We start from the raw sequence: 23,635 nt of genomic DNA, 5'->3' as shown, positions 1-23,635 counted from the left end.
GTTATGTTAAAGACATTTATTGAAAGACCTGTACTTTCTACAGTTATTTCTATTATTATATTAATGCTCGGGTTTATAAGTATTTCGAGTTTACCTATAGAGCAATATCCCGACATTGCACCACCTACCATTAGAGTAACGGCAAGTTACCCTGGTGCGAATGCTGAAACAGTTTTAGAAAGCGTTATCATTCCTATTGAAGAGCAAATTAATGGAGTTGAAGGTATGACCTACATCACATCAACAGCTTCCAATAATGGTACTGCGAACATTACGGTGTATTTCGACCAAAAGATAGACGCCGATGTCGCAGCGGTAAATGTTCAAAACCGTGTGGCGCGTGCCAACCCCTTATTACCACAAGAAGTAAAGCAAACGGGAGTAACCACACAAAAAGAGGAAACAAGTGCCTTAATGTTTCTGTCCATGTATTCTGATAATGAAGATTACGATGCGACATTTATTCAAAATTACTTAAGAATTAATGTTATTCCAGCATTGCAACGTATTAACGGTATTGGGAATATTGGGGTATTCTCCCAGCAAGATTATGCCATGCGTATTTGGTTAAAACCTGAAAAATTAGCGGCTTATAACTTAATACCTTCAGATATTACCACTGTTTTAAAAGAACAAAATTTAGAAGCTGCAGCGGGATCGTTAGGTGAAAATAATGGAGAAGCATTTACCTATGTTTTAAAGTATAGCGGGCGTTTTAAGGACGAAAAGCAGTATGCCGATATTATTGTAAAAGCATTAGGCAATGGTGAATTTTTACGTTTAAACGATGTTGCAGATATTGAATTAGATGCACAATCGTATACTTCCAGTGCAATGAGTTTAGGGCATCCGGCAGTATTTATGGGTGTTTTTCAAACAAAAGGATCTAATGCACAAGAAATCATCGAAAACATAAAAATCGCGTTAGATGGTATTAAAAAAGATTTACCAAAAGGCTTAAATATTTTTATTCCATACGACACCAGTTTATTTTTAACGGCATCTATTGATAAAGTAGTAAGTACCCTAATAGAGGCTTTTCTATTAGTGTTTCTTGTAGTGTTTCTTTTCTTGCAAGATTTTCGTTCTACACTAATTCCAGCTATTGCTGTACCTGTATCAATTATTGGAACTTTTTTCTTTCTGAATTTATTTGGATACTCCATCAATTTATTGACACTATTTGCTGTGGTGTTGGCCATTGGAATTGTGGTAGATGATGCTATTGTTGTTGTTGAAGCAGTTCATGCTAAAATGGATCATGGAGAAAAAAACGCTAAAAAAGCAACTTTAGAAACCATGCACGAAATATCAGGTGCTATTGTGTCTATCACCTTGGTAATGGCTGCTGTGTTTATTCCTGTAATGTTTGTACAGGGACCAACGGGCGTTTTTTATAAACAATTTGGGGTCACTTTAATTATCGCTATACTTATTTCGGCAGTAAATGCCTTAACTTTAAGTCCGGCGCTTTGTGCCTTATTTTTAAAATCGCATGATGAAAACGAATTAAAAAGTAAAAATCCTTTGCAACGTTTTTACACCCTTTTTAATCGTGGATTTAATGCCACTGTTGTAAAATATGGTAACTCCCTTCAATTTCTTTATAAGAATAAATGGATGCCTGCCATGTTGTTAATTTTAATAGTCGCAGGTATTTTTTGGGCATCAAAAACAACTCCAACAGGCTTTGTTCCAAATGAAGATAGAGGCATCATATTTGCAAATATTGAATTACCAGCTGGAGCCTCTTTAGATAGAACTAATGAAGTAGTCGATGCGTTGTATAAAAAAACACATAGTTTATCTGGTGTTGAAGGTGTTTCTTTTATTAGAGGAAGAAGTTTAATAAGTGGTTCTGGAAGTAATTATGGTTTTGGGGTTATAAAACTTGTAGACTGGAAAGATAGAGAAGACCCTTCGTTGTCTACCGAAGCTGTTACAGGTAAGTTATTTGGAATTGCCTCAACCATTCCAGGAGCCAATATTATTTTCTTTGCGCCACCAAGTATTAGGGGCTTTGGTAACTCTGCCGGTTTTGAGGTGAATTTACTAGACCGTTTTGGAGGGGCGTTTACAGATTTGGATAAAGCGAATCAAGAATTTATTGCTGCCTTAATGCAGCACCCGGAAATTAAATATGCGCAATCGTCTTTCAATACTAAATATCCCCAGTATGAAATGGAAGTGAACGTGCCTTTAGCGAAAGAAAAAGGCGTGCCAATTAACAGTATATTTTCAACATTGCAAGGGTATATAGGAGGCGTTTATGCATCCGATTTTTCAAGATTTGGAAAACAATTCCGTGTGTATATTCAATCGTTACCAGAAGATAGAGCCGATGAGAGTGCTTTAAATGGCATGTATGTTAGAACCGATTCAGGTGAAATGACGCCTATTACACAATTCATAACTTTAAAGCGTGTGTATGGACCGCAATCGGTAACCCGTTTTAATTTATTTAATTCAACAAGTATTACAGGAGCTACAAACGCAGGATTTAGTACAGGTGATGCCATTAGGGTTATTGAAGAAGAAGTAGCGAAACTACCTAGTAATTATGCAGTCGCTTATTCTGGTTTAACCCGTGAAGAAGTAAATTCAGGGAGTCAAACTACCTTTATTTTTGTTTTAAGCATTCTGTTTGTTTACTTTTTACTATGTGCACAATATGAAAGCTATGTGTTACCGCTTGCTGTGGTGTTTTCAATTCCTTTTGGGGTTTTTGGAGCCTATATAAGCACCAAGTTTTCTGGGCTTGAAAACAATATATATTTCCAAATCGCCTTAATCATGCTTATTGGTTTATTGGCAAAAAATGCCATTCTTATTGTGGAGTTTGCACGCCAAAGAAGACAAAATGGTGAAAGTATAGTTCATGCAGCTATTAACGGAGCTAAAGCACGTTTAAGACCTATTTTAATGACCTCATTCGCCTTCATTTTAGGTTTAATGCCACTGGTATTGGCAAAAGGTGTTGGTTCAGAAGGAAACAGATCTATTGGTACTGGTGCTGCCGGAGGTATGCTTATTGGTACTATTTTAGGAGTATTTGTTATTCCCATTCTATTTATTTTATTTCAATGGTTACAAGAAAAAATTTCGAGTAAACCAGCAATCCAAACTATTGAAGATTAACCGTATGACATCAATAATAAAACACACACTTTTTAGTAAAAGCCTGCTGTTAGTAGTTGTTTCCGTAACACTGCAAAGTTGTTTTGTTGCCAAAGATTACAAGCAACCGGAGTTGGTAGAAACCCAAAATTTGTACAGAACCGATAATTTGCCGACCGATAGTTTATCTATGGCAGATGTATCTTGGAAAACGTTATTTACAGATAGTTATTTGAGTCAATATATCGAAGAAGGACTTCAAAATAATATGGATGTACGTATTGCTATCCAACAAATAGTAGCTGCCGAAGCCTATTTAAAACAAGGGAAAGCAGGTTATTTTCCAACATTAACAGGGAATGCATCTGCATCACGCACCTATATTTCCGGAAACGGACAACAAGGAGCTATTTTAAGGAACCTTGGTACAGACCATGTCGATCAATTCGAATTATCTGGAGCATTATCTTGGGAAGCCGATATTTGGGGTAAAATACGCAGCAATAAGCGTGCATATCAAGCCAGTTATTTGCAAAGTGTAGCAGCACATCAAGCAGTAAAAACACAATTGGTGTCTAGTATAGCTGCCACCTATTATCAACTGTTGGCTTTAGACGCGCAATTAGCTATTACCAAACAAACTATTGAAACTCGCGAAAAAGGAGTAGAAACTATTAAGGCTTTAAAAGATGCAGGTCAAGTAACCCAAGTAGCGGTAGACCAAAATATAGCACAATACAACAATGCAAAAGCTTTACAAGTAGATTTAGAAACAGCTATTTTTAAAACGGAAAATGCTCTAAGTATTTTGCTAGGAAAAGTGCCTCAAGATTTTGAGAGAAGTCAAATGGAAATGCAAACCTTAGAATCCGATTTAAAATTGGGCGTTCCTGCAACCTTATTAAGCAACCGTCCAGATGTAATAGCCGCAGAATATGCTTTAATACAATCCTTTGAATTGACTAATATAGCACGAAGTAATTTCTATCCGTCATTAACATTAACGGCTTCAGGTGGTTTTCAAAGTTTAGATTTCGATAATTTATTTAATGCGAATTCATTATTTGCCAATTTAATTGGTGGGTTAGCACAACCTATTTTTAATCAGCGAAAAATTAAAACACAATATGAAGTAAGTAAAGCACAAAAAGAACAAGCACTTTTGAATTTTAAAAAGTCATTACTAGTGGCTGGTAATGAAGTATCTAATGCCTTATTTGCTTATAACGCCGAAACCAGAAAGTTTGAATTTAGACAAAAGGAAGTCGAGGCTTTAAGAGATGCGGAGCGTAATTCTGAAATACTTTTGAATAATGGGTATGCCAATTATTTAGACTTATTAACCGCAAGACAAAGCGCCTTAAATGCTGAATTGAATGTGATTGATAGCAAGTTGCAACAATTATTAGCGGTTGTAAATTTGTATGAAGCTCTTGGAGGTGGTTGGAAGTAGCTAAAAAATTTAGAAATAGTTTAATTACTTTTGCCGCATGAAATCGCCATGATTTGGAAATATAAACACCGATGAAGATTAAAGCGATACCATATGACCTTTAAAAAACAATAAATATCTGCATATGAAAAAAGATATCGAAATCCCAAAAGTTGAAGGTGTTTATATAGCTGTTGTAAACGAGTATAATGCTATTTATAAAACCCAAGATTGGAATGCTTATATAATCAATGACAAGGAAGTTGATTTAGAAATGGTTTTAATCGTAACTTCTGGCTATTCCGAAGAAAAGATAACCTCTACTTTTAGAAAAAAACTAGATACGCTTCCTAAAAAAAGCTATGCTAAAATTGAGTTGATGCAAGAGGAACTTTTTGCTTTAAACAATACGTTTAAAGTATCTTTTTTTGAAGGAAACAAAATGTTTGATAAAACCTTTTTGTTCAGAAAAAACACTATTAATTTAAAAGCGTTACAAGCTATTCCTTTAATGGAGGCTAAGGGTGTTTTGGTGAAATAGACCCTTCCGTCTTTGATTACCCTTCCGTCTTTCATTTTTACCAAAATGAAATCCACTTTCCCTTACAAGGGAAGGAATTTAAGTGGCGTTGTTAATCCAATTTATCAGTTAGCTTTTTAAAGGTTTTTTTTGGGTCTTTACCTTCGTATAAAATATCGTAAACCGCATTGATAATGGGCAAGCGTGTTTTCTTTTTGTTCTTTTCGTTTAGTAAATGGGCGCTTTTGGTGGCGTAATAACCTTCGGCAACCATGCTCATTTCCATTTGCGCACTTTTTACGGTGTAGCCTTTTCCAATCATGTTTCCAAACATACGGTTTCTAGAAAATACCGAATAGCCTGTTACCAATAGATCACCTAAATATGCAGAATTATTAATGTTACGTTTCATTTTATGCATCTTTTTAATGAAGCGTTTCATTTCACGAATGGAGTTACTCATAAGCACACTCTGGAAATTATCACCATAACCCAATCCGTGGGCAATACCCGCAGCAATAGCGTATATGTTTTTAAGCATAACGGCATATTCTACACCAATAATGTCGTCGCTAATTTTTGTTTTTATGTAATCGCTCGACAAACTATCGGCAATAGCTTGGGCTTTTTTAGCGTCTGAACATGAAATGGTTAGATACGATAAACGTTCTAAGGCCACTTCCTCAGAATGGCATGGACCCGCTATTACCGCAATATTATTGTAAGGTATTTTATAAGCTTCATGAAAATGTTCGCCAACCAATAAACCGGTTTCTGGAATAATGCCTTTTACTGCCGAAACAATAATTTTATTGGAAATATCAACATGCAATTTTTGTAATTCGCTATAAATAAAGGCAGAAGGAATTACAAAAATAAGCACATCGGCATAATTGGCCATGTCGTTGATGTCGTTACTAAGCTTTAGTTGCTCCACATGAAACTCTACCGAACTTAAATAATTTGGATTGTGACGCTCTTTAAGCAAATGCTCTTTGGTATAAACACTGCGCATGTACCAACCTACTTCATCTAAATTTTCGCAAAGCATTTTTACAATGGCTGTAGCCCAACTTCCTGCACCAAAAACCGCATATTTTAAAGGTTCATTCATAAATAGTTTCGTTGTTTGATGTTTCAAAAATACATAAAATATTTATCTGCGTTAGGAATGTATGTTAAAAGAGTAAAGAATACAAAAGACCTATGACGGAAGACGGTAAACTTCATACGGGGACTTAAAACTGGGAGACGAAAAAACTTTGGCACGTGTTTTGAAAACCATTAAAACAGGAACCCTAAAAACGTTTGATTATGAAAACTATAAAATTACTTTTTTCGTTTGCCTTAACAGCTACCCTATTTACTTCATGTTACACAGAAGTTATTGTAGACGATTACGATGATATTCCACAAATATCTTTAAACCAATTATTGGGTTCGTATGAGTTGTGGTATGTAGACATTAATGCCACTAAAGGTTATGGAGAAACACCCTTTTTACAAAAAGCGTTTACCCTATCGTTTATAAATAATAATGTATTAGCAAACAATAATATTGTAGGTATTGGTAATACGGGCAACGGTTTTGGAATAAAAGTAGGGACTTACGATGCTTATGATATGGTTTTGGATGTTTACCATGTTATAGATGGTTTTGAAACTTTTGATGTTTACCAAATAGACAACAATACTATTGAGCTTTACAACCCTAATAACGATACCTCATACTTTTTAGATGGTTACCAACGCAGCAATTTCGATTACGATTTTGTGTTTTATGATAATATTCATTATTTCCTGCAAGAGTATAACGCTTGGGAAAAAGTATATACTAGCGATTATGGTGGTATAAATGAGTTTGATAACGAAAACTTTTTACAGTTTTTAGCTGGTGGAAACGATTCTGAATTTAGAAGCTCACAAGATGTTAATGGCACCAGTCCAAATAATATTTATTGGGATTATACAGGAGTGTATGGTGTTGGAAATATCGCTGGCAATAACAAGCTTAAAACTTTAACATTAGATTATGATTATTTTGACAATGAATATTTTGAATTAAGCGTTATAAATGATGGAAAGATAGAATTGTATCACCCTACATCAGGCACAGCCTATGAGTTTGTTGGTAGAGGCTATATACAATTTATGAAAACAACAGATACAAAAGGAAAAACTGTTACAACAGAAAAAATGCGTAAGCATAGAAAAGATAAAGTAGAAAACCCAAGAGAAAATACAAGGGTTTAACATAAGTTTGGTTGGTTATTTAGTTTAGAAGCCGTTTAAAGATTTATTCTTTAGGCGGTTTCTTTTTTGATTTGGCTTGTATATTATCATGCATAAAAGTTTCATAAAATTGGTCACCGTTCAAAAATAGCAGTTAATTATTCTTAAAATAATCATATTAGCCACCTCCTTTTTAAGAATCTCTTAAAGATTATAGTAGTAATTAAATTAAACACCTATGATAAAAATCCATCAAGTAACCAGAAAAAGGCTATTGCTTTTTATGCTTCTTATAGTCGTATTGAATTTAAATGCGCAGAATAGCGATCAGCCCGAACTTGGGCAAACACCCTCACCCTCCAAGATTACCTGAAGGAGCCATTCCTGCATTTCAGGTGCATAGGGTGCTGGAATGTTCACCACAGGTGGACGCGGTGGTAAAGTTATTGCCGTTTTCATCTAATTCGCTCTCTTAAATTCGCTTTGATGTTTTACATCGAGCGCTAAACGAATTCAACAAAATTTTTTACAAATGAAGCAACTTACTTATAAAAATTCATTTCATCCAAGTATTCCCAAACGTGTTCTGGTAGCATGGGTTTTACGTTTTTACCTGCTTTTATGGCGTTGCGTATAAAGGTTGAAGAGAGTTCCATAATGGGTGCATCTATATGATGAATTTTTTTATGCCCATTAAACTGGGTTTCAATTTTTTCTTTTGAAACTCTTGGGTACATATAGATATCGTGGTTTTCTAGAATAACCTGGTAGTTTTTCCACTTATGAAAACTCTTTAAATTGTCTTCACCCATAATTAAAGAAAACGCGTAATTAGGATATTTTTCCTGTAAATAAATAAGTGTGTTGATGGTGTAATTAGGTTGTGGCAGGTTAAATTCTATATCGCAAGGTTTAAGTTTGATGTAGTCTTTTGTGGCGCGGTACACCATTTCCAACCGCTGAAAATTATCTAGCAAAGAGTTTTTCTTTTTAAAAGGATTATGCGGCGTTACTACAAACCAAACTTCATCTAAATTGCTGTATTCAGCTATGTGATTGGCAATAACCAAATGCCCAATATGTATAGGGTTGAAAGAGCCAAAATACAATCCAATTTTCATCTGTTTATATTTATTGTTTTAATTTGGTCAGATGGAACACCCTGAATAATCATCCTTGATCGTGTGCAAGAATGCCATTCTTATGGGTGCTTCATATGAAGGCTTAAGAATTTATAAAATCACTTACCAATTTTTCAGCCTGAGCGAGTGCTTTTTCCAAATCATCGTTTACCACAATAACGTCAAATAACGGGGCGGTCGCTAATTCCGCCGAAGCTTTGGCAACACGCATGTTTATTTTGTCTTCGGTTTCGGTTTTTCGTTTTTTAAGTCTTATTTTTAATTCGTCAATACTTGGTGGTTTTACAAAAATAGCCAATGTTTCCTCTGGGAATTTTCGTTTTATACGCAATCCACCCGATACATCTATATCAAAAATAACATTTTTGCCCATAGCCCAAATACGTTCTACTTCGGTTTTTAGCGTGCCATAAAAATTATCGCGATAGACTTCTTCCCACTCCAGAAATTCATCGTTTTTTATTTTGTTTTTAAATTCTTTTAATGACAGATAGTAATAGTCCTTTCCATCTACTTCGGTGCCCCGTTTTTCTCTAGAAGTCGCCGAAATAGAGAATTCTAAGTTTAAATCCTTTATGCCTAATAAATGCCTAACTATAGTTGTTTTTCCAGAACCCGATGGCGCCGAAAATACAATAAGTTTTCCTTTGTTTGTAGTGGTTTGTTTTGTCACGAAGTTTTATGTTTGTTGCTATATGCTATATGCTATATGCTTTAGGCTAACTATGCTTACAGCTTAAAGCCTATAGCTTACAGCTATTTATAGTACATTTAGTAGTTGTTCCTTAATTTTTTCCAATTCGTCTTTCATTTGTACCACCAATTGTTGCATGGGTGCATAATTACTTTTTGAACCAATGGTGTTAATTTCACGCCCCATTTCCTGACTAATAAATCCTAGTTTTTTTCCGTTGGAATCTTCAGAACTAATACACTCAATAAAATAATTCAAATGGTTTTTTAAACGCACTTTTTCTTCGGTAATATCAAATTTCTCAATGTAATATACCAACTCTTGTTCAAAACGGTTTTCGTCGTATTTGTCTTTTAATTCCTCAACGCCTTTTAATAAACGCTCTCTAACGCCTATAATACGCTCGGGATCCATAGCTATAACTTGATCCAATAAATCATCAATAATGGCAACACGTTTGTTAAATTCTTGCTCCAATACTTTGCCTTCATCTAAACGATGGTTGTTTAAATCTTCTATGGCTTTGTTAATTTCAACAGCGATGATTTGCCATTCGTTTTCGTCAATTTCTTCACGTACGGTATTTAAAGCATCTGGAAATCGTACCGCCATTTTAAGCAATTCAATGGCATCTCCATCAACCACTTGCCGTAATTGTTCTATATATTGTTTTACAACTGGTGTATTAATTTGTGTAGACGTATCTTCGGCAGTCGCTTCCATATAAATAGAAAAATCTATTTTGCCACGTTCTAAATTATCTGCAAGTAATTTTCTAATCGCCAATTCTTTTTCTCTGTAAATAGAAGGCATTCTAGCATTTAAATCCAAGCTTTTGCTATTAAGGGATTTTAACTCGATAGTTACTTTTTTGGTGGGTAATTGCAAAACAGATTTTCCGTAACCTGTCATTGAATATATCATAACGTGTGTATTAAGTTATGCAAATGTAATTAAAACCTAAGGGATAGAAAACACTTAAAAGTGCGTTAAATGGAATTAGTTGGTTTGAAGCAGGTAATAAAGAAACAAAAAACAGCAATTTCTTATTATAAAGCAATTGCTGTTTTGTATTCAAGCTTTGATTATGGGTTAGAATCAATAGATTCCTTATGGGTTACAAAAATTAATCCAAAAAGATTATTGTTTGTTGATGAATGGACGGAAAATAAAGGTATTGGCACAGCCACAACCACTGGTAAAGTTAGACGCAGAAGGTCGTTGTTTATATATTGGAATTCCGATTGTAAATTGGTAAATAAATTAAAGATATACCCCCAAAAACAATAATCATAAGTGTTTGGGACGCCCACATAATCCAACCAAAAGCGATACTTGGCTCTTGGGCAATGCCAAAAAATGAAAAAGCGGCATAAACAGCCAATGGATAGGAGCCAATACCACCATTGGTTGCAGCAATACTAAAGCTTGCGGAAATAAACCCTATTAAAATAGCACCTGTTGAAATACCTTCTAAATCTTCAATAGCCAACGATGTTACGTAAAACATGAGCAGATACATGGCCCAAATAAAGAGGGTATGAAAAACAAACGCCCATTTTTTTTTCATTTTAAAAACACTTAATGCACCTTCAATTAGGCCGTTTATGAAGTGTTTGATTTTTAGTGCGAATTTAGACTTGCTTTTCTTTATAAATCTGAAAAAAAATAATCCCAAAACACCCAATAATATGAATCCAATTATAATTTTTGTTGGATTGAACTTTTCAACAAAAAACCCATAGATAAAGTCAAACTGAAGAAATAATGTTGTGAGAATAATACCAAGCATGACTATTAAATCTGCAATACGTTCAGCTACAATGGTACCAAATCCTTTTTCAAAAGGGACATCTTCGTAATTTGTAAGTATAGATGCTCTTGCAACTTCGCCTGCTCTTGGTATGGTATAATTTATTAGGTAGGTGGCAAAAACAGCCATAATACTGTTGCCAAATTTTATGTTATAACCCATGGGCTCTAACTGAAAACGCCAACGGTATGCACGGGATAAATGACTTAAAAGACCTAAGAACATTCCAAAAATGATCCATAGATAATCTGATTTTTGTAGATACACCCATATTTCTTCAACTGAAACTTTAGATAGCGAATACCAGACTAAAAAAACTCCCAGCAATAATGGGAGTAAAATTCTTAGCGTTCTTCTTATCTTTTGGTTCAAACCTTTATTTTAACAAGTTTGTGGCTTCATCAGGAAAGACTAAAGATGGTTTAAAAACTTTAGCTTCTTCAATATCCATAAAAGCATAAGTAATCAATATTAAGGTATCTCCCACCGCAACTTTTCTGGCGGCAGCACCATTTAGTGTAATTTCACCACTATTTCGTGGTCCTGGAATACAATAGGTTTCTAAACGTTCGCCATTATCGTTATTTACAATTTGAACTTTTTCTCCTTGAATGATGTTGGCTGCTTCCATTAAATCTTCATCAATAGTAATGCTTCCTATGTAGTTAAGTTCTGCACCGGTGCATTTTACTCTGTGAATTTTAGATTTTACTACTTGTATTTGCATGTGGCAAAGATAATTAATTTAGAGCGATATTGTCAATAAGTCTAACATCATCAGCATAAACGGCAATAAACGCTCTATATTTTTTGTTTTTTGTCTTACGGTTTATCGTTTTTAAGGTTGAAGCATCTGCAATAATAAAGTATTCTAACTTCAATAAATTATGGCTTTCAAACTGTTTTTCAACCCATTGCGACACTTTATTAGCACTTTTTGTGCCAAAATGTGCTTTGGCAGTTGTTAATGTTTTATAAATAAAAGGTGCTGCTTCTTTATAAGCTGGTTTTAGTCGGGTGTTGCGTGAACTCATTGCTAAACCAGATGCTTCTCTAGATATAGGGCATGGTACTATCGTGACAGGGATATGATGTTTTTCAACTAACTTTTTTATAATAGCTAATTGCTGGAAATCTTTTTCGCCAAAATAAGCATTGTCAGGGTTTATAATGCTGAATAGGCGTTTTATGATGGTTCCCACACCATCAAAGTGACCGGTTCTAAATTTGCCTTCCATTTCAAACTCCAAGCCATCAAACTCAAAGGTTTCAGAGACTGTGTTTCCTTCATAAATATCATCAACAGAGGGTGCGTAAACTAAAATAGCATCTTTATTTATAGAGCTAAGCAATTCTACATCCCGCTCTAATGTTCTAGGATATTTTACTAAATCTTCTTTATTATCAAATTGTGTCGGATTAACAAAAATACTAACGACAACCTTGTCATTATTTTTTAATGCTTTTTTCACCAAAGCTAAGTGCCCTTTATGCAATGCACCCATGGTGGGGACTAACCCTAAAGTTTGATTTTTTTCTTTAAAAGCATCAATTGCAACTATAATTTCTTGTTTTTCTGTATAAACCTTCACTTTTTAATATAAAATTAACGGGTGCAAACTTAAGATTTTACAATCAATCTGCATAAATTTTTGTACTTTTGCGTGTTTTTTATTTCGATTTTCCGAAAGAAACACATTTATACAACAGGTATTTTCAAATTTCTTATACAAGAAATGGTTAATAACGGGTTGTATAAAATCTATAAAAAGCAATAAATACTAACACATGAAAGATAAGAGGATATTATATGTATCATCTGAAGTAGTGCCTTATTTACCAGAAACCGAAATTTCTTCAATGTCTTTTGAAGCACCAAGATTGGTGAATCAACAAGGTGGTCAAATCAGGATTTTCATGCCTCGATACGGCAATATAAACGAACGAAGACATCAATTACACGAAGTTATTAGGCTTTCTGGAATAAATTTAGTGATAAACGATTTAGATATGCCGCTTATTATTAAGGTAGCGTCTATCCCCAAAGAACGTATTCAAGTTTATTTTATTGATAATGATGAATACTTTAAAAGAAAAGCAACCCTAACTGATGAAGACGGTAATTTATTTGCCGATAACGATGAGCGTGCTATCTTTTTTGCAAAAGGCGTTATTGAAACGGTTAAGAAATTAAATTGGTCGCCCGATATTATTCATGTTCATGGGTGGTTAGCCTCTTTATTGCCTATTTACCTTAAAGAATACTACAAAGACGAGCCTTTATTTACTGAAAGTAAAATAGTAACTTCAGTATACAATCAAAGTTTTAACAATACGTTAAATAAAGATATGTTTAATAAAGTTAAATTTGACAATCTTAATGAAGATGCTATTAAAGTTCTTGAAGAACCATCGTATGTTAACTTAATGAAAGTTGCCATTGATTATTCGGATGCTTTAATAGTAGGATCGGAAGATATTCCAAAAGATTTAGAAACCTATTTAAAAGCGTCGAATAAACCCGTTTTAGAATACAAAAGCAAAGATGAATTTGGTGAAGCTTACAAAACATTTTTTAATACCAGCGTTTTAAGCTAGCCAATTTAAATTCATTTCAATATATATATGAAGAAGACCATTAAAGCCCTTAAATTCCCTGTTGTTTTTTTATTTATTTTCTCATCTTTTATTGCTTGCGATAAAGATTTTTCGGTGATAGAAAGCGATGTGCTTGGAGATAAAAATTTAAATTTTGGTACGGATGTAGAAAGCCTTCAAATAGCTGCCTATAATAAAAAACTTGATTCTTTACAAATTAACGGTTTGTCTTCAAACCTGTTGGGTGTTTATAACGACTTTGCTTATGGACAAACCATAGCAAGTATTATAACGCAAATAACACCAACTACCTTCAGTCCGGATTTTGGTGAGAACACCGTAATTGACTCGGTTGTTTTAACCATCCCATATTTTAGTAGAATAACAGGAACAGATACCAATGGCAATACTACTTATACCATTTTAGATTCTTTATATGGTAAAAAACCAAAAGAAGCCATCAAACCTTTTAAACTAACTATTTACCAAAACAATTATTTCTTAAGGGATTTTGACCCAAGCGGAAGTTTAGACCAAAGACAAAGATACTATTCAAAAGCAGACAGAAGCATCAACGCAACCGATAATTTTGCATTAAATGGTACGTCTATTATAAATTTTGACAACAATAAAGGAGCAATAATTAAAGATACTATTTTTGCCCCTAGTGGCAACCCAATTAGATTGGATACTTATGATGATGCTGGTGAAATTGAAACTACTGAATATTTAGCTCCTGCTTTTAGAGCTGAATTAGACCCCGATTTTTGGAAAGCTGCCATTATAGATAAAGAAGGCGATGCTGTATTAAGTAAAGCTTCTGAATTTAATAACTATTTTAGAGGGTTGTATTTTAAAGCTGAAGCTATTGGTACTGATGGCAGTATGGTTTTATTAAATTTAGCATCAACCAATGCCAACATTACCATTTATTACTCCAAAGATTCTACTGTTGCTGGTGAAAGAACACAAGCGACCTACGTATTAAACTTTACTGGAAATATTTTAAACACCTTTATTAACGACTATAGTGCTGTGCCATTACAAGACGGCGATGAAACTTTAGGTGATGAAACACTTTATTTAAAAGGTGCCGAAGGCTCAATGGCTGTTGTGGATTTGTTTAGTGGAGACAATGCCTTAGAGGATTTTTTAAACAGTTATAGAATGCCTCTAGGTAATGGAGAATACAAAAAGGACAATAATGGCAATTACATTTTAAAGCGTTTAATAAACGATGCCCAGTTACTTGTTTATGAAGACGAATTAATGCCAACCTATGGCGAAGATGAAAACGGGGATGCCTACCATGCATACGATAGAATTTACGCATACGATCTAAAAAATAATATCCCGCTTGTTGATTACAATTACGATCCCACTAATGGAAATACTGCTGCACCTTACAATTCAACCTTTTTTCATTTAGGGCAACGTAAAACCGATGATACAGATGCTGTAAAATACAAAATTCATTTAACCGAGCATTTAAATAATATTTTACTTAGAGATTCAACCAATACCAAAATAGGATTGGTATTATCTAGTAATGTAAACCTAGTTAATAATGCTAAAATTTTAAATAGTGCGGGTGACGTTACCAATGTACCAGCTACATCTGTAATCACTCCAAGAGGCACTATTTTATACGGAACCAATTCGGCAGTTCCTGATAATAGAAAAATGAAATTAAAGATATTTTTTACGGAACCTAAATAAATTCGTGTATGAACTCGCTTCAACTAAAAAAGTTTAAACGAGTTCCATATAATGAAGTTGTTTCTTATTGAGTAAAAATGAATTTTATCGTATAAAATAAGGACTTCATATAATAATTATCTTTCATTAGTATTTATTTTACATATTTGCTTTTTAATTAGAACCCCAGAAATCAAAAAAATAAATTATGTGTGGAATTGTAGGATATATAGGAACTAGAGAAGCTTACCCAATTATAATTGAAGGTCTCAAGCGATTAGAATATAGAGGTTATGACAGTGCAGGTATTGCTATTTTTGATGGTACTGACCTTAAAGTTTGTAAAACAAAAGGTAAGGTTTCAGATTTAGAAGAACGCTCAGATAAAGAAATAACAAAACATGGTAATATAGGTATTGGACACACAAGATGGGCAACCCATGGTGTTCCCAACGATGTTAACTCACACCCACATCTTTCAAACTCTGGCGATTTAGTCATTATTCACAATGGTATTATTGAAAATTACGAGTCTTTAAAGCAAGAATTGATTTCTAGAGGGTTTACATTTAAATCAGATACAGATACCGAAGTTTTAATAAATTTAATTGAAGACGTAAAAAATCAAGAAAACGTAAAACTTGGTAAAGCGGTTCAAATTGCACTAAACCAAGTTATTGGTGCGTATGCCATTGCTGTTTTTGATAGAACCAAACCAGAAGAAATTGTTATTGCCCGTTTAGGAAGTCCATTAGCAGTAGGTGTTGGTGAAGATGAATTTTTTATTGCAAGTGATGCCTCTCCTTTTTTAGAATACACCAAAAATGCCATCTATTTAGAAGATGAGGAAATGGCTATTATTAGATTTCATAAAGGCATAAAAGTTAGAAAAATTAAAGATGATTCTATCGTACCAGCCTATGTTCAAGAACTTCAAATGAATCTTGAGCAAATTGAAAAAGGCGGATATGAGCATTTTATGCTAAAGGAAATCCACGAACAACCAAAAGCCATTACAGATACTTACAGAGGACGTCTTTTAAGAAACGAGGCCATTATAAAAATGGCTGGTGTTGAAGATAACATGAAAAAATTCCTCAATGCCAATCGTATCATAATTGTAGCTTGTGGTACCTCATGGCACGCAGGTCTAGTAGCAGAATACATTTTTGAAGATTTAGCAAGAATACCTGTAGAGGTTGAATACGCTTCAGAGTTTAGATATAGAAACCCTGTAATTACTGAAAATGATGTTGTCATCGCCATTTCGCAATCTGGAGAAACTGCCGATACCTTAGCAGCTATAAAGTTAGCAAAATCTAAAGGGGCCTTTGTTTTTGGTGTTTGTAATGTTGTAGGTTCATCTATTGCCAGAGAAACAGATGCTGGAGCTTATACACATGCGGGACCGGAAATTGGCGTGGCTTCAACAAAAGCTTTTACAACGCAAATAACGGTTTTAACTTTAATAGCGTTGCGCTTAGCTAGAGCTAAAGGCACTATTAGTAGTTCAGACTTCAGACAGCATTTATTAGAGTTGGAATTAATTCCTAAAAAAGTAGAAAAAGCGTTAGAATCGGATGCACATATTAGAATGATTGCCGATATTTACAAAGATTCTCGTAATTGTTTATATTTGGGTAGAGGTTTTAATTTTCCAGTAGCATTAGAAGGTGCTTTAAAATTAAAAGAGATTTCTTATATACACGCTGAAGGTTACCCAGCTGCCGAGATGAAACATGGGCCTATTGCTTTAATTGACGAAAACATGCCTATAGTTGTTATTGCAACTAAAAAAGGACATTATGAAAAAGTAGTAAGTAATATTCAAGAAATAAAATCAAGAAAAGGAAAAATCATAGGTATTGTTACCGAAGGTGATACCCAGGTTAGGGATCTTGCAGATCACGTTATTGAAGTTCCTGACACTTTAGAATCTTTATCTCCTTTATTGACTACTATTCCGCTTCAACTGCTATCATACCATATAGCCGTGTTGTTAGGTAAAAATGTAGACCAGCCACGTAACTTAGCAAAATCTGTTACTGTAGAGTAATTTTAAGAGACTGTCTAATTACTTTATGGTTTGTAATATAAAACGTCATGATTAAGTTTTAATCATGACGTTTCTCGTTTATCAGGGCTTTTTTCAGATATAAAGCAGAGAATTCACCTATTTTTTGTTAAATTTTACTATGCGTGCATAATTTTTTTGTGTTTTTGTGTTTAAGTGACGTATAATTTTTTATATTGTTATACTAAAACTAAATAATACTAAATGAAAACAATTCTCCCTTTTTTTCTTTTGTTTTTTTGTGGCTTTGCTAATTCCCAAACGGTAATTACAGGGGTTGTTGTAGATGACAACAACCAACCTATTCCTGGTGCGAATATTATTGTAGTAGGCACTTCAACAGGCACTGTTACGGATTTTGATGGAAATTTTACATTAACTTTTAATCAAGCCCCACCTTTTAGCGTTCGAGCCAGTAGCGTTGGTTTTGAAACAGTGACCATACAAGTGGCTTCTAATAATCAAAAACTAAGCTTCGTCCTTAAAGAAGGAACCTCATTGGACGAAGTAGTTATTTCTGCTTCAAGAACGCCAGAACGTATTTTTGAATCGCCAGTAACAGTAGAGCGTTTAGGGCTTCAAGAAATTAAAAATACGGCTTCCGCTGATTTTTATGATAGCTTGGAAAACTTGAAAGGGGTTGATGTAAACACAAACAGTTTAACTTTCAAATCTATTAATACGCGTGGTTTTGCAACATTCGCTAATAACCGTTTTATGCAATTGGTTGATGGGATGGATAACTCTTCACCAGCATTAAATTTTCCTTTAGGAAACTTAGTAGGAATGACAGAAACTGATATTTTAAGTGTTGAATTACTGCCAGGTGCGTCTTCTGCCCTTTATGGTGCCAATGCTTTTAATGGTATTTTGTTCATGCGAAGCAAAAACCCTTTTGATCATCAAGGCATTAGTACATCCATAAAAAGAGGTATCACTTCACAAAAAGCTGCGGGAGACAATGCATATACCGATGTAAGTTTTCGAGCTGCACACAAGTTTACCAACAAATTTGCTGGTAAAATTAATTTTGGATACCTAAAAGGAACCGATTGGACTGCAACTAGCGAAGTAGATAACGACATGGTTGGTGGCTCTAGAGAAACAAATATAAATTATAACGGTGTAAACGTATATGGCGATGAAGTTTCAACAAATATAAATGGTGTTGCCATAACTTTAGAAGGTTTAGGAATTTTACCCACCGGTGCGAGTGCGCTTGTGCCTTCGGTTAATGTTAGTAGAACAGGTTATAATGAACGTGACTTAACAGACTATAATGCAGAAAGCGTTAAAACCGATTGGGGTTTGTATTACAGACCTTGGGAAAATGATTTTGAAATATCTTATGTAGGCAAAGTTGGTACTGGGTCAACGATATACCAAGGAACCAATAGATACAGTATTAATGGGTTTTTTCAACAACAACATAAACTAGAAGTTAAGAATGATAATTTCTTTTTAAGAGGTTACGTGGTTAGTGATAAAGCTGGTGATTCCTACGACATGGTATTCACGGGTATCAATATTAATAGAGCCTGGAAAGACGATCAAACTTGGTTTGGGCAATATGCAGGAACTTATGTGCAAGCTACCCTTGGTGGTGCAACCGATGCCCAAGCACATGCCGCCGCTAGAGCCGTTGCCGAAACAGGGCGTTTTTTACCTGGTTCCGATGCTTTTATAGCTGCCTTCAATAAGAGTATTAGTGATCCAGACTTATCTACTGGATCAAAGTTTCAAGACGCCTCTAAATACTATCACGCCGACGGAAACTATAATTTTAGCCATTTGATAGATGCTGCCGATATTCAAGTGGGTGGGTCTTACAGACAGTATAGCTTGAATTCTTCTGGAACTATTTATACCGATAAAGATGGCTCTATTGATTATTCCGAGTTTGGCTTATACACTCAGATCCAAAAAGATTTAGAGCTAACCGAAGCCTTGGAATTAAAGCTAACAGGTTCCATACGATACGATAAATCGGAATTTTTTGATGGCTTCTTTTCTCCAAGAATTTCTGCAGGTTTAACAGTTGATAAAAACCATAATATTAGGGCTTCTGTGCAAACAGGCTTTAGAAATCCAACCACTCAAGATTTATTTATAGGGTTAGATGCGGGTAGAGCCATATTAGTTGGAGCAGCACCTAGTAATTTAGATCGCTATGTTAGGACTTTTAATGTTAGTGGCGGCGGTCAACTTTTAGGACAACCAGCTACCATTACGCAAACCGGTCGAGTGGCTTATGAAAACTCATATACAAGAAAAGCTTTGGAAACACTTCAAGCAACTGGAAATCCTGCTGTTTTAGAAGACCCCGATGCCATAGCAAACCCAAGTTTGGTAAAACCAGAACAGGTTTCCTCGGCAGAAGTAGGTTACAGAGGGAAATTAAACAAAGTCATCGTAGATTTTAGCGCTTATTATAATAAATATAAAGATTTTATTTCCCAAGAAGTTGTGGTAGCACCTTATTATGGTACTGTTGGAGATAACACCTTATCGGTTGCAGCAATAGCAAATGGGGATTACCAAGTATATAGCACATACACTAACTCACCTGCAGATGTAAACTCATACGGCGCTTCCATTGGATTGTCAACTAAAGTGTTCGGGAATTTTGACTTAAGCGGCAGTTATACTTATGCTAAATTAGATTTTGATCAAGCAAAATACCCGGATTTTACAACAAACTTTAATACACCCGAGCATAAATTTAAGGGCTCTTTTGGCAATACTGAGTTGTTTAAAAACTTCGGATTTAATGTGTCATACAGATTTAGTGACGATTATTTTTGGGAAGCAACATTTGGCAATGGTGTTGTGCCAGAATTCCATGTTGTAGATGCCCAAATTAACTTATTAGTGCCTAGTATGAAATCCATATTCAAGGCAGGAGCCACAAATATTACAGGTAAGGAGTACTATACCGCATATGGAACAGGCTATATAGGTTCTATGTATTATGTTTCTTGGTCAATTAACAACTTATAAAATGAAAACTAAAATAATGAATACAAAATATATATGGCTATTAATAATCCTATTAGGGTTTGTAGCATGTAACGATATTGAAGATGTTAGCAGGCTTGAAGATGAAGTTGAATTGCCTGAGCTAACTGCTGGCTCTGCCGATTTTTCAAACTATGTAGCAATAGGGGCTTCATTTAGTGCTGGATTTACCGATAATGCTTTATTTAAAGCTGCTCAAGAAAATTCATTTCCTAATATATTATCTCAACAATTTGCAAAAGTTGGAGGCGGTACTTTTATACAACCCTTAACAAGTGATAATTATGGGGGGTTAGCAGCAGGAGGTTCAAGATTACCTGGTTTTGATCCAAGATTGGTTTTTGGAGGTGCTGGACCAGTGCCTTTGGAATCTGTAATTGGTCCTGTAACCGTGAGTACAGATATTGCTATAAATAAACCAACTGGTCCTTTTAACAATATGGGAGTTCCTGGAGCTAAAAGTTATCATTTATTGTTTGATGGATATGGAAACATTGCAAATTTAGCAACCAAAACCGCTAATCCTTATTTTGTAAGAATGGCATCGAGCACCACAGCGACTGTTTTAGGTGATGCCATGGCACAAAACCCAACATTTTTCACATTATCAGAAATTGGCGGTAATGATGTTTTGGGTTATGCAACTTCTGGGGGCGATGGTTCAAATACAATTACACCAAGTGCAGGAGTTGTTGGGGTAGGTTTTGACCAAACTTTCGGTTACATTGTTACAACATTAACATCAGGTGGCGCAAAAGGTGTGATAACCAATGTTCCTTATGTAAAAGACTTACCACATTTTACAACGGTTCCTTATAATCCAATTCCATTAGACGCAGCAACCGCAGGATTTTTAAATAGTGCTTCTGCTTATGGAGCTTATAATGCGGGAATTGTTCAGGCATTTGCATATTTAGTTAGTGTTAACGCAATTAGTCAAGAAAATGCAAATCTGGAGATAGCAAAGAGAACCATTGTATTTTCTGCTTCTCAAAATAACGCCGTTGTTATTATGGATGAAAGCTTAACCGATTTAACAGGAATAAACCCTGCATTGATAAGTATGAGGCAAGCAACCCCTGAAGATTTGTTAGTATTAACCGCATCGTCATTTATTGGGACAGAAGCCATTCCTGGAAATGCACAAACCGTTAATGGAGTTGCTATTCCTTTAGCAGACAAATGGGTTTTAACCCCGGAAGAACAACAAGAAATTAAAGACGCTACCGATGCTTACAACAATACCATTGAAGCTGTAGCTAATGCAAATCCAAATGTTGCACTTGTAGATTTAAATCAAATACTGCAAGACGCCACTTTAAATGGTATTCCTTTTGATAATTATACCATGACAACAAAATTAGTTACAGGTGGAGCAATAGGCTTAGATGGTGTACATTTAACAGCTAGAGGCTACGCTTATTTGGCTAATAAATTTTTGGAAAAAATAGATGAAGCTTTTGGTTCGAACTTTATCGCATCAGGAAATGTTGCAAAAGCAGGAGACTATCCAACAAATTATTCTCCAACCTTAAATTAATTTTAAAGAACATCATAAAAACGCCTTGAATTTCAAGGCGTTTTTTTATTGTAAAAAAGCTTAAAAAACAACTTTCAATTTAAATTAAAAAAATTATCTTTGCACGCGGAAACTAAAAGTGTTTTCATTCAATTAAAACGCATAATATTAAACATATAAGCAATGTCTAAAGTTACAGGTAAGGTTGCACAGATAGTAGGTCCGGTTATCGATGTTGAATTCGGTGCTGGTTCTGAACTTCCAAAAATTTATGATTCATTAGAAATTAAAAGACCTGACGGTTCTTTATTAGTATTAGAAGTGCAATCTCACATTGGTGAGGATACGGTACGTACTATTGCTATGGACTCATCAGACGGTTTAAGCAGAGGTACTGAAGTTGTTGCAACTGGAGCGCCTATACAAATGCCTATTGGCGATGATGTTTACGGACGTTTGTTTAATGTAATTGGAGATGCTATTGATGGTCTTGGAGATTTACCTAAAGCTGGAAATGCTGGGTTGCCAATTCACCGTCAAGCACCTAAATTCGAAGATTTATCAACTTCTACCGAAGTTTTATTTACAGGTATTAAAGTAATCGACTTAATTGAACCTTATGCAAAAGGAGGTAAAATTGGTTTATTTGGTGGTGCTGGTGTAGGTAAAACGGTATTGATTCAAGAGTTGATTAACAATATTGCAAAAGGACATGGTGGATTATCAGTATTTGCTGGTGTTGGAGAAAGAACTCGTGAAGGAAATGACCTTTTAAGAGAGATGTTAGAATCTGGAATTATTCGCTATGGTGATGATTTTATGCATTCTATGGAAAATGGTGGATGGGATTTGTCTAAAGTTGATAAATCTAAAATGAAAGAATCTAAAGCAACTTTCGTATTCGGTCAAATGAACGAGCCACCAGGAGCACGTGCACGTGTTGCCTTATCTGGTTTAACAATTGCTGAGTATTTCCGTGATGGTGCTGGTGAAGGACAAGGTAAAGACGTACTTTTCTTCGTAGATAACATCTTCCGTTTTACACAAGCGGGTTCTGAGGTATCTGCATTATTAGGTCGTATGCCATCTGCAGTAGGTTACCAACCAACTTTAGCAACTGAGATGGGAGCTATGCAAGAGCGTATTACTTCAACAAAAAGAGGTTCTATTACATCGGTACAAGCGGTTTACGTACCTGCGGATGATTTAACGGATCCTGCGCCTGCAACAACGTTTGCCCACTTAGATGCTACAACTGTATTATCACGTAAAATTGCTGAGTTAGGTATTTATCCTGCGGTAGACCCATTAGATTCTACTTCTAGAATTTTAACTGCCGATATTTTAGGTAAAGATCATTATGCTTGTGCACAACGTGTGAAAGAGTTGTTACAACGCTACAAAGAATTACAAGATATTATTGCTATTCTTGGTATGGAAGAGCTTTCTGAGGATGATAAATTAGCTGTAGGACGTGCAAGACGCGTGCAACGTTTCTTATCCCAACCTTTCCACGTAGCAGAACAATTTACAGGTATTCCAGGGGTTTTAGTAGACATTAAAGAAACCATTAAAGGATTTAACATGATTATGGATGGTGAATTAGATCACTTGCCAGAAGCTGCGTTTAACCTTAAAGGTACTATTGAAGAAGCTATTGAGTCCGGAGAGAAAATGCTAGCTGAGGCGTAAGCCGAAGCTAATGCTGAACTTGTTTCAGTATCTCTTAAATTGAAACTCGAATAAACATTAAAAGACCCTGAGATAAATTCAGGGTA

The 23,635-nt window shown here is 34.9% G+C and carries 17 protein-coding genes; 10 read left to right on the top strand and 7 right to left on the bottom strand.

Annotated features, from left to right (window positions below; genetic code table 11):
* The first annotated feature begins 3 nt into the window (after positions 1-3).
* From ACGLWY_RS05185 to ACGLWY_RS05175, 3 genes are all read left to right on the top strand, one after another.
* On the top strand, positions 4-3,138 hold the full coding sequence (locus tag ACGLWY_RS05185; RefSeq protein WP_396618587.1) for an efflux RND transporter permease subunit: 3,135 nt from the start codon (positions 4-6) through the stop codon (positions 3,136-3,138).
* Positions 3,139-3,142: 4 nt separating this feature from the next.
* The gene (locus ACGLWY_RS05180; protein ID WP_396618586.1) at positions 3,143-4,570 is read left to right on the top strand and encodes an efflux transporter outer membrane subunit; all 1,428 of its coding nucleotides are present in this window, start codon (positions 3,143-3,145) and stop codon (positions 4,568-4,570) included.
* Positions 4,571-4,694: 124 nt separating this feature from the next.
* A complete protein-coding gene (locus tag ACGLWY_RS05175; RefSeq protein ID WP_396618585.1) occupies positions 4,695-5,090 on the top strand; it encodes a hypothetical protein in 396 nt (131 codons plus the stop codon).
* A gap of 91 nt (positions 5,091-5,181) precedes the next feature.
* Here the strand turns inward: ACGLWY_RS05175 and ACGLWY_RS05170 are convergent, their stop codons facing one another.
* On the bottom strand, positions 5,182-6,183 hold the full coding sequence (locus ACGLWY_RS05170; protein ID WP_396618584.1) for an NAD(P)H-dependent glycerol-3-phosphate dehydrogenase: 1,002 nt from the start codon (positions 6,181-6,183) through the stop codon (positions 5,182-5,184).
* 200 nt (positions 6,184-6,383) lie between these two features.
* Between ACGLWY_RS05170 and ACGLWY_RS05165 the strand changes: the two genes are divergently transcribed.
* A complete protein-coding gene (locus tag ACGLWY_RS05165) occupies positions 6,384-7,322 on the top strand; it encodes a nicotinic acid mononucleotide adenyltransferase (RefSeq protein WP_396618583.1) in 939 nt (312 codons plus the stop codon).
* Positions 7,323-7,843: 521 nt separating this feature from the next.
* On the opposite strand, the gene nadD is transcribed toward ACGLWY_RS05165, so the two are convergent.
* From nadD to panC, 6 genes are all read right to left on the bottom strand, one after another.
* Entirely contained in the window at positions 7,844-8,422 is a 579-nt protein-coding gene (gene nadD, locus ACGLWY_RS05160; RefSeq protein WP_396618582.1) for a nicotinate (nicotinamide) nucleotide adenylyltransferase, read from the bottom strand.
* A gap of 103 nt (positions 8,423-8,525) precedes the next feature.
* Complete coding sequence (gmk, locus tag ACGLWY_RS05155; RefSeq protein ID WP_396618581.1) at positions 8,526-9,116, bottom strand: guanylate kinase; 591 nt, start codon at positions 9,114-9,116, stop codon at positions 8,526-8,528.
* 87 nt (positions 9,117-9,203) lie between these two features.
* The gene (locus ACGLWY_RS05150; RefSeq protein ID WP_396618580.1) at positions 9,204-10,061 is read right to left on the bottom strand and encodes a YicC/YloC family endoribonuclease; all 858 of its coding nucleotides are present in this window, start codon (positions 10,059-10,061) and stop codon (positions 9,204-9,206) included.
* 301 nt (positions 10,062-10,362) lie between these two features.
* Positions 10,363-11,322, bottom strand: a complete 960-nt coding sequence (locus ACGLWY_RS05145; RefSeq protein WP_396618579.1) for a lysylphosphatidylglycerol synthase transmembrane domain-containing protein — start codon at positions 11,320-11,322, stop codon at positions 10,363-10,365.
* A gap of 4 nt (positions 11,323-11,326) precedes the next feature.
* Positions 11,327-11,677: an aspartate 1-decarboxylase gene (gene panD, locus ACGLWY_RS05140; protein ID WP_117173454.1), complete on the bottom strand. Its 351-nt coding sequence runs from the start codon at positions 11,675-11,677 to the stop codon at positions 11,327-11,329.
* A gap of 13 nt (positions 11,678-11,690) precedes the next feature.
* The gene (panC, locus tag ACGLWY_RS05135) at positions 11,691-12,542 is read right to left on the bottom strand and encodes a pantoate--beta-alanine ligase (RefSeq protein ID WP_396618578.1); all 852 of its coding nucleotides are present in this window, start codon (positions 12,540-12,542) and stop codon (positions 11,691-11,693) included.
* A 196-nt stretch (positions 12,543-12,738) separates the two neighbouring features.
* Here panC and ACGLWY_RS05130 point away from each other — a divergent pair, with 196 nt between their 5' ends.
* From ACGLWY_RS05130 to atpD, 6 genes are all read left to right on the top strand, one after another.
* On the top strand, positions 12,739-13,548 hold the full coding sequence (locus ACGLWY_RS05130; protein WP_396618577.1) for a glycogen/starch synthase: 810 nt from the start codon (positions 12,739-12,741) through the stop codon (positions 13,546-13,548).
* A 27-nt stretch (positions 13,549-13,575) separates the two neighbouring features.
* On the top strand, positions 13,576-15,267 hold the full coding sequence (locus ACGLWY_RS05125; protein WP_396618576.1) for a DUF4270 domain-containing protein: 1,692 nt from the start codon (positions 13,576-13,578) through the stop codon (positions 15,265-15,267).
* A gap of 187 nt (positions 15,268-15,454) precedes the next feature.
* On the top strand, positions 15,455-17,302 hold the full coding sequence (gene glmS / locus ACGLWY_RS05120) for a glutamine--fructose-6-phosphate transaminase (isomerizing) (RefSeq protein ID WP_396618575.1): 1,848 nt from the start codon (positions 15,455-15,457) through the stop codon (positions 17,300-17,302).
* A 222-nt stretch (positions 17,303-17,524) separates the two neighbouring features.
* Positions 17,525-20,320, top strand: coding sequence for a TonB-dependent receptor (locus ACGLWY_RS05115; RefSeq protein ID WP_396618574.1), 2,796 nt, complete (start codon positions 17,525-17,527; stop codon positions 20,318-20,320).
* Position 20,321: 1 nt separating this feature from the next.
* Positions 20,322-21,878 carry a G-D-S-L family lipolytic protein gene (locus ACGLWY_RS05110; protein WP_396618573.1) on the top strand — a complete coding sequence of 519 codons (1,557 nt, stop codon included), beginning with the start codon at positions 20,322-20,324 and terminating at the stop codon, positions 21,876-21,878.
* Between the two features lie 162 nt (positions 21,879-22,040).
* Positions 22,041-23,549 (top strand): F0F1 ATP synthase subunit beta, encoded by a 1,509-nt coding sequence (atpD, locus tag ACGLWY_RS05105; RefSeq protein WP_396618572.1) that lies wholly within the window; start codon positions 22,041-22,043, stop codon positions 23,547-23,549.
* Positions 23,550-23,635: the final 86 nt, after the last annotated feature.

Origin of the sequence: Mariniflexile sp. HMF6888 (genome assembly GCF_044335535.1) — a bacterium.
Classification (GTDB): Bacteria; Bacteroidota; Bacteroidia; order Flavobacteriales; family Flavobacteriaceae; genus Mariniflexile.
This window is presented reverse-complemented; position numbering and strand designations above follow the sequence as displayed.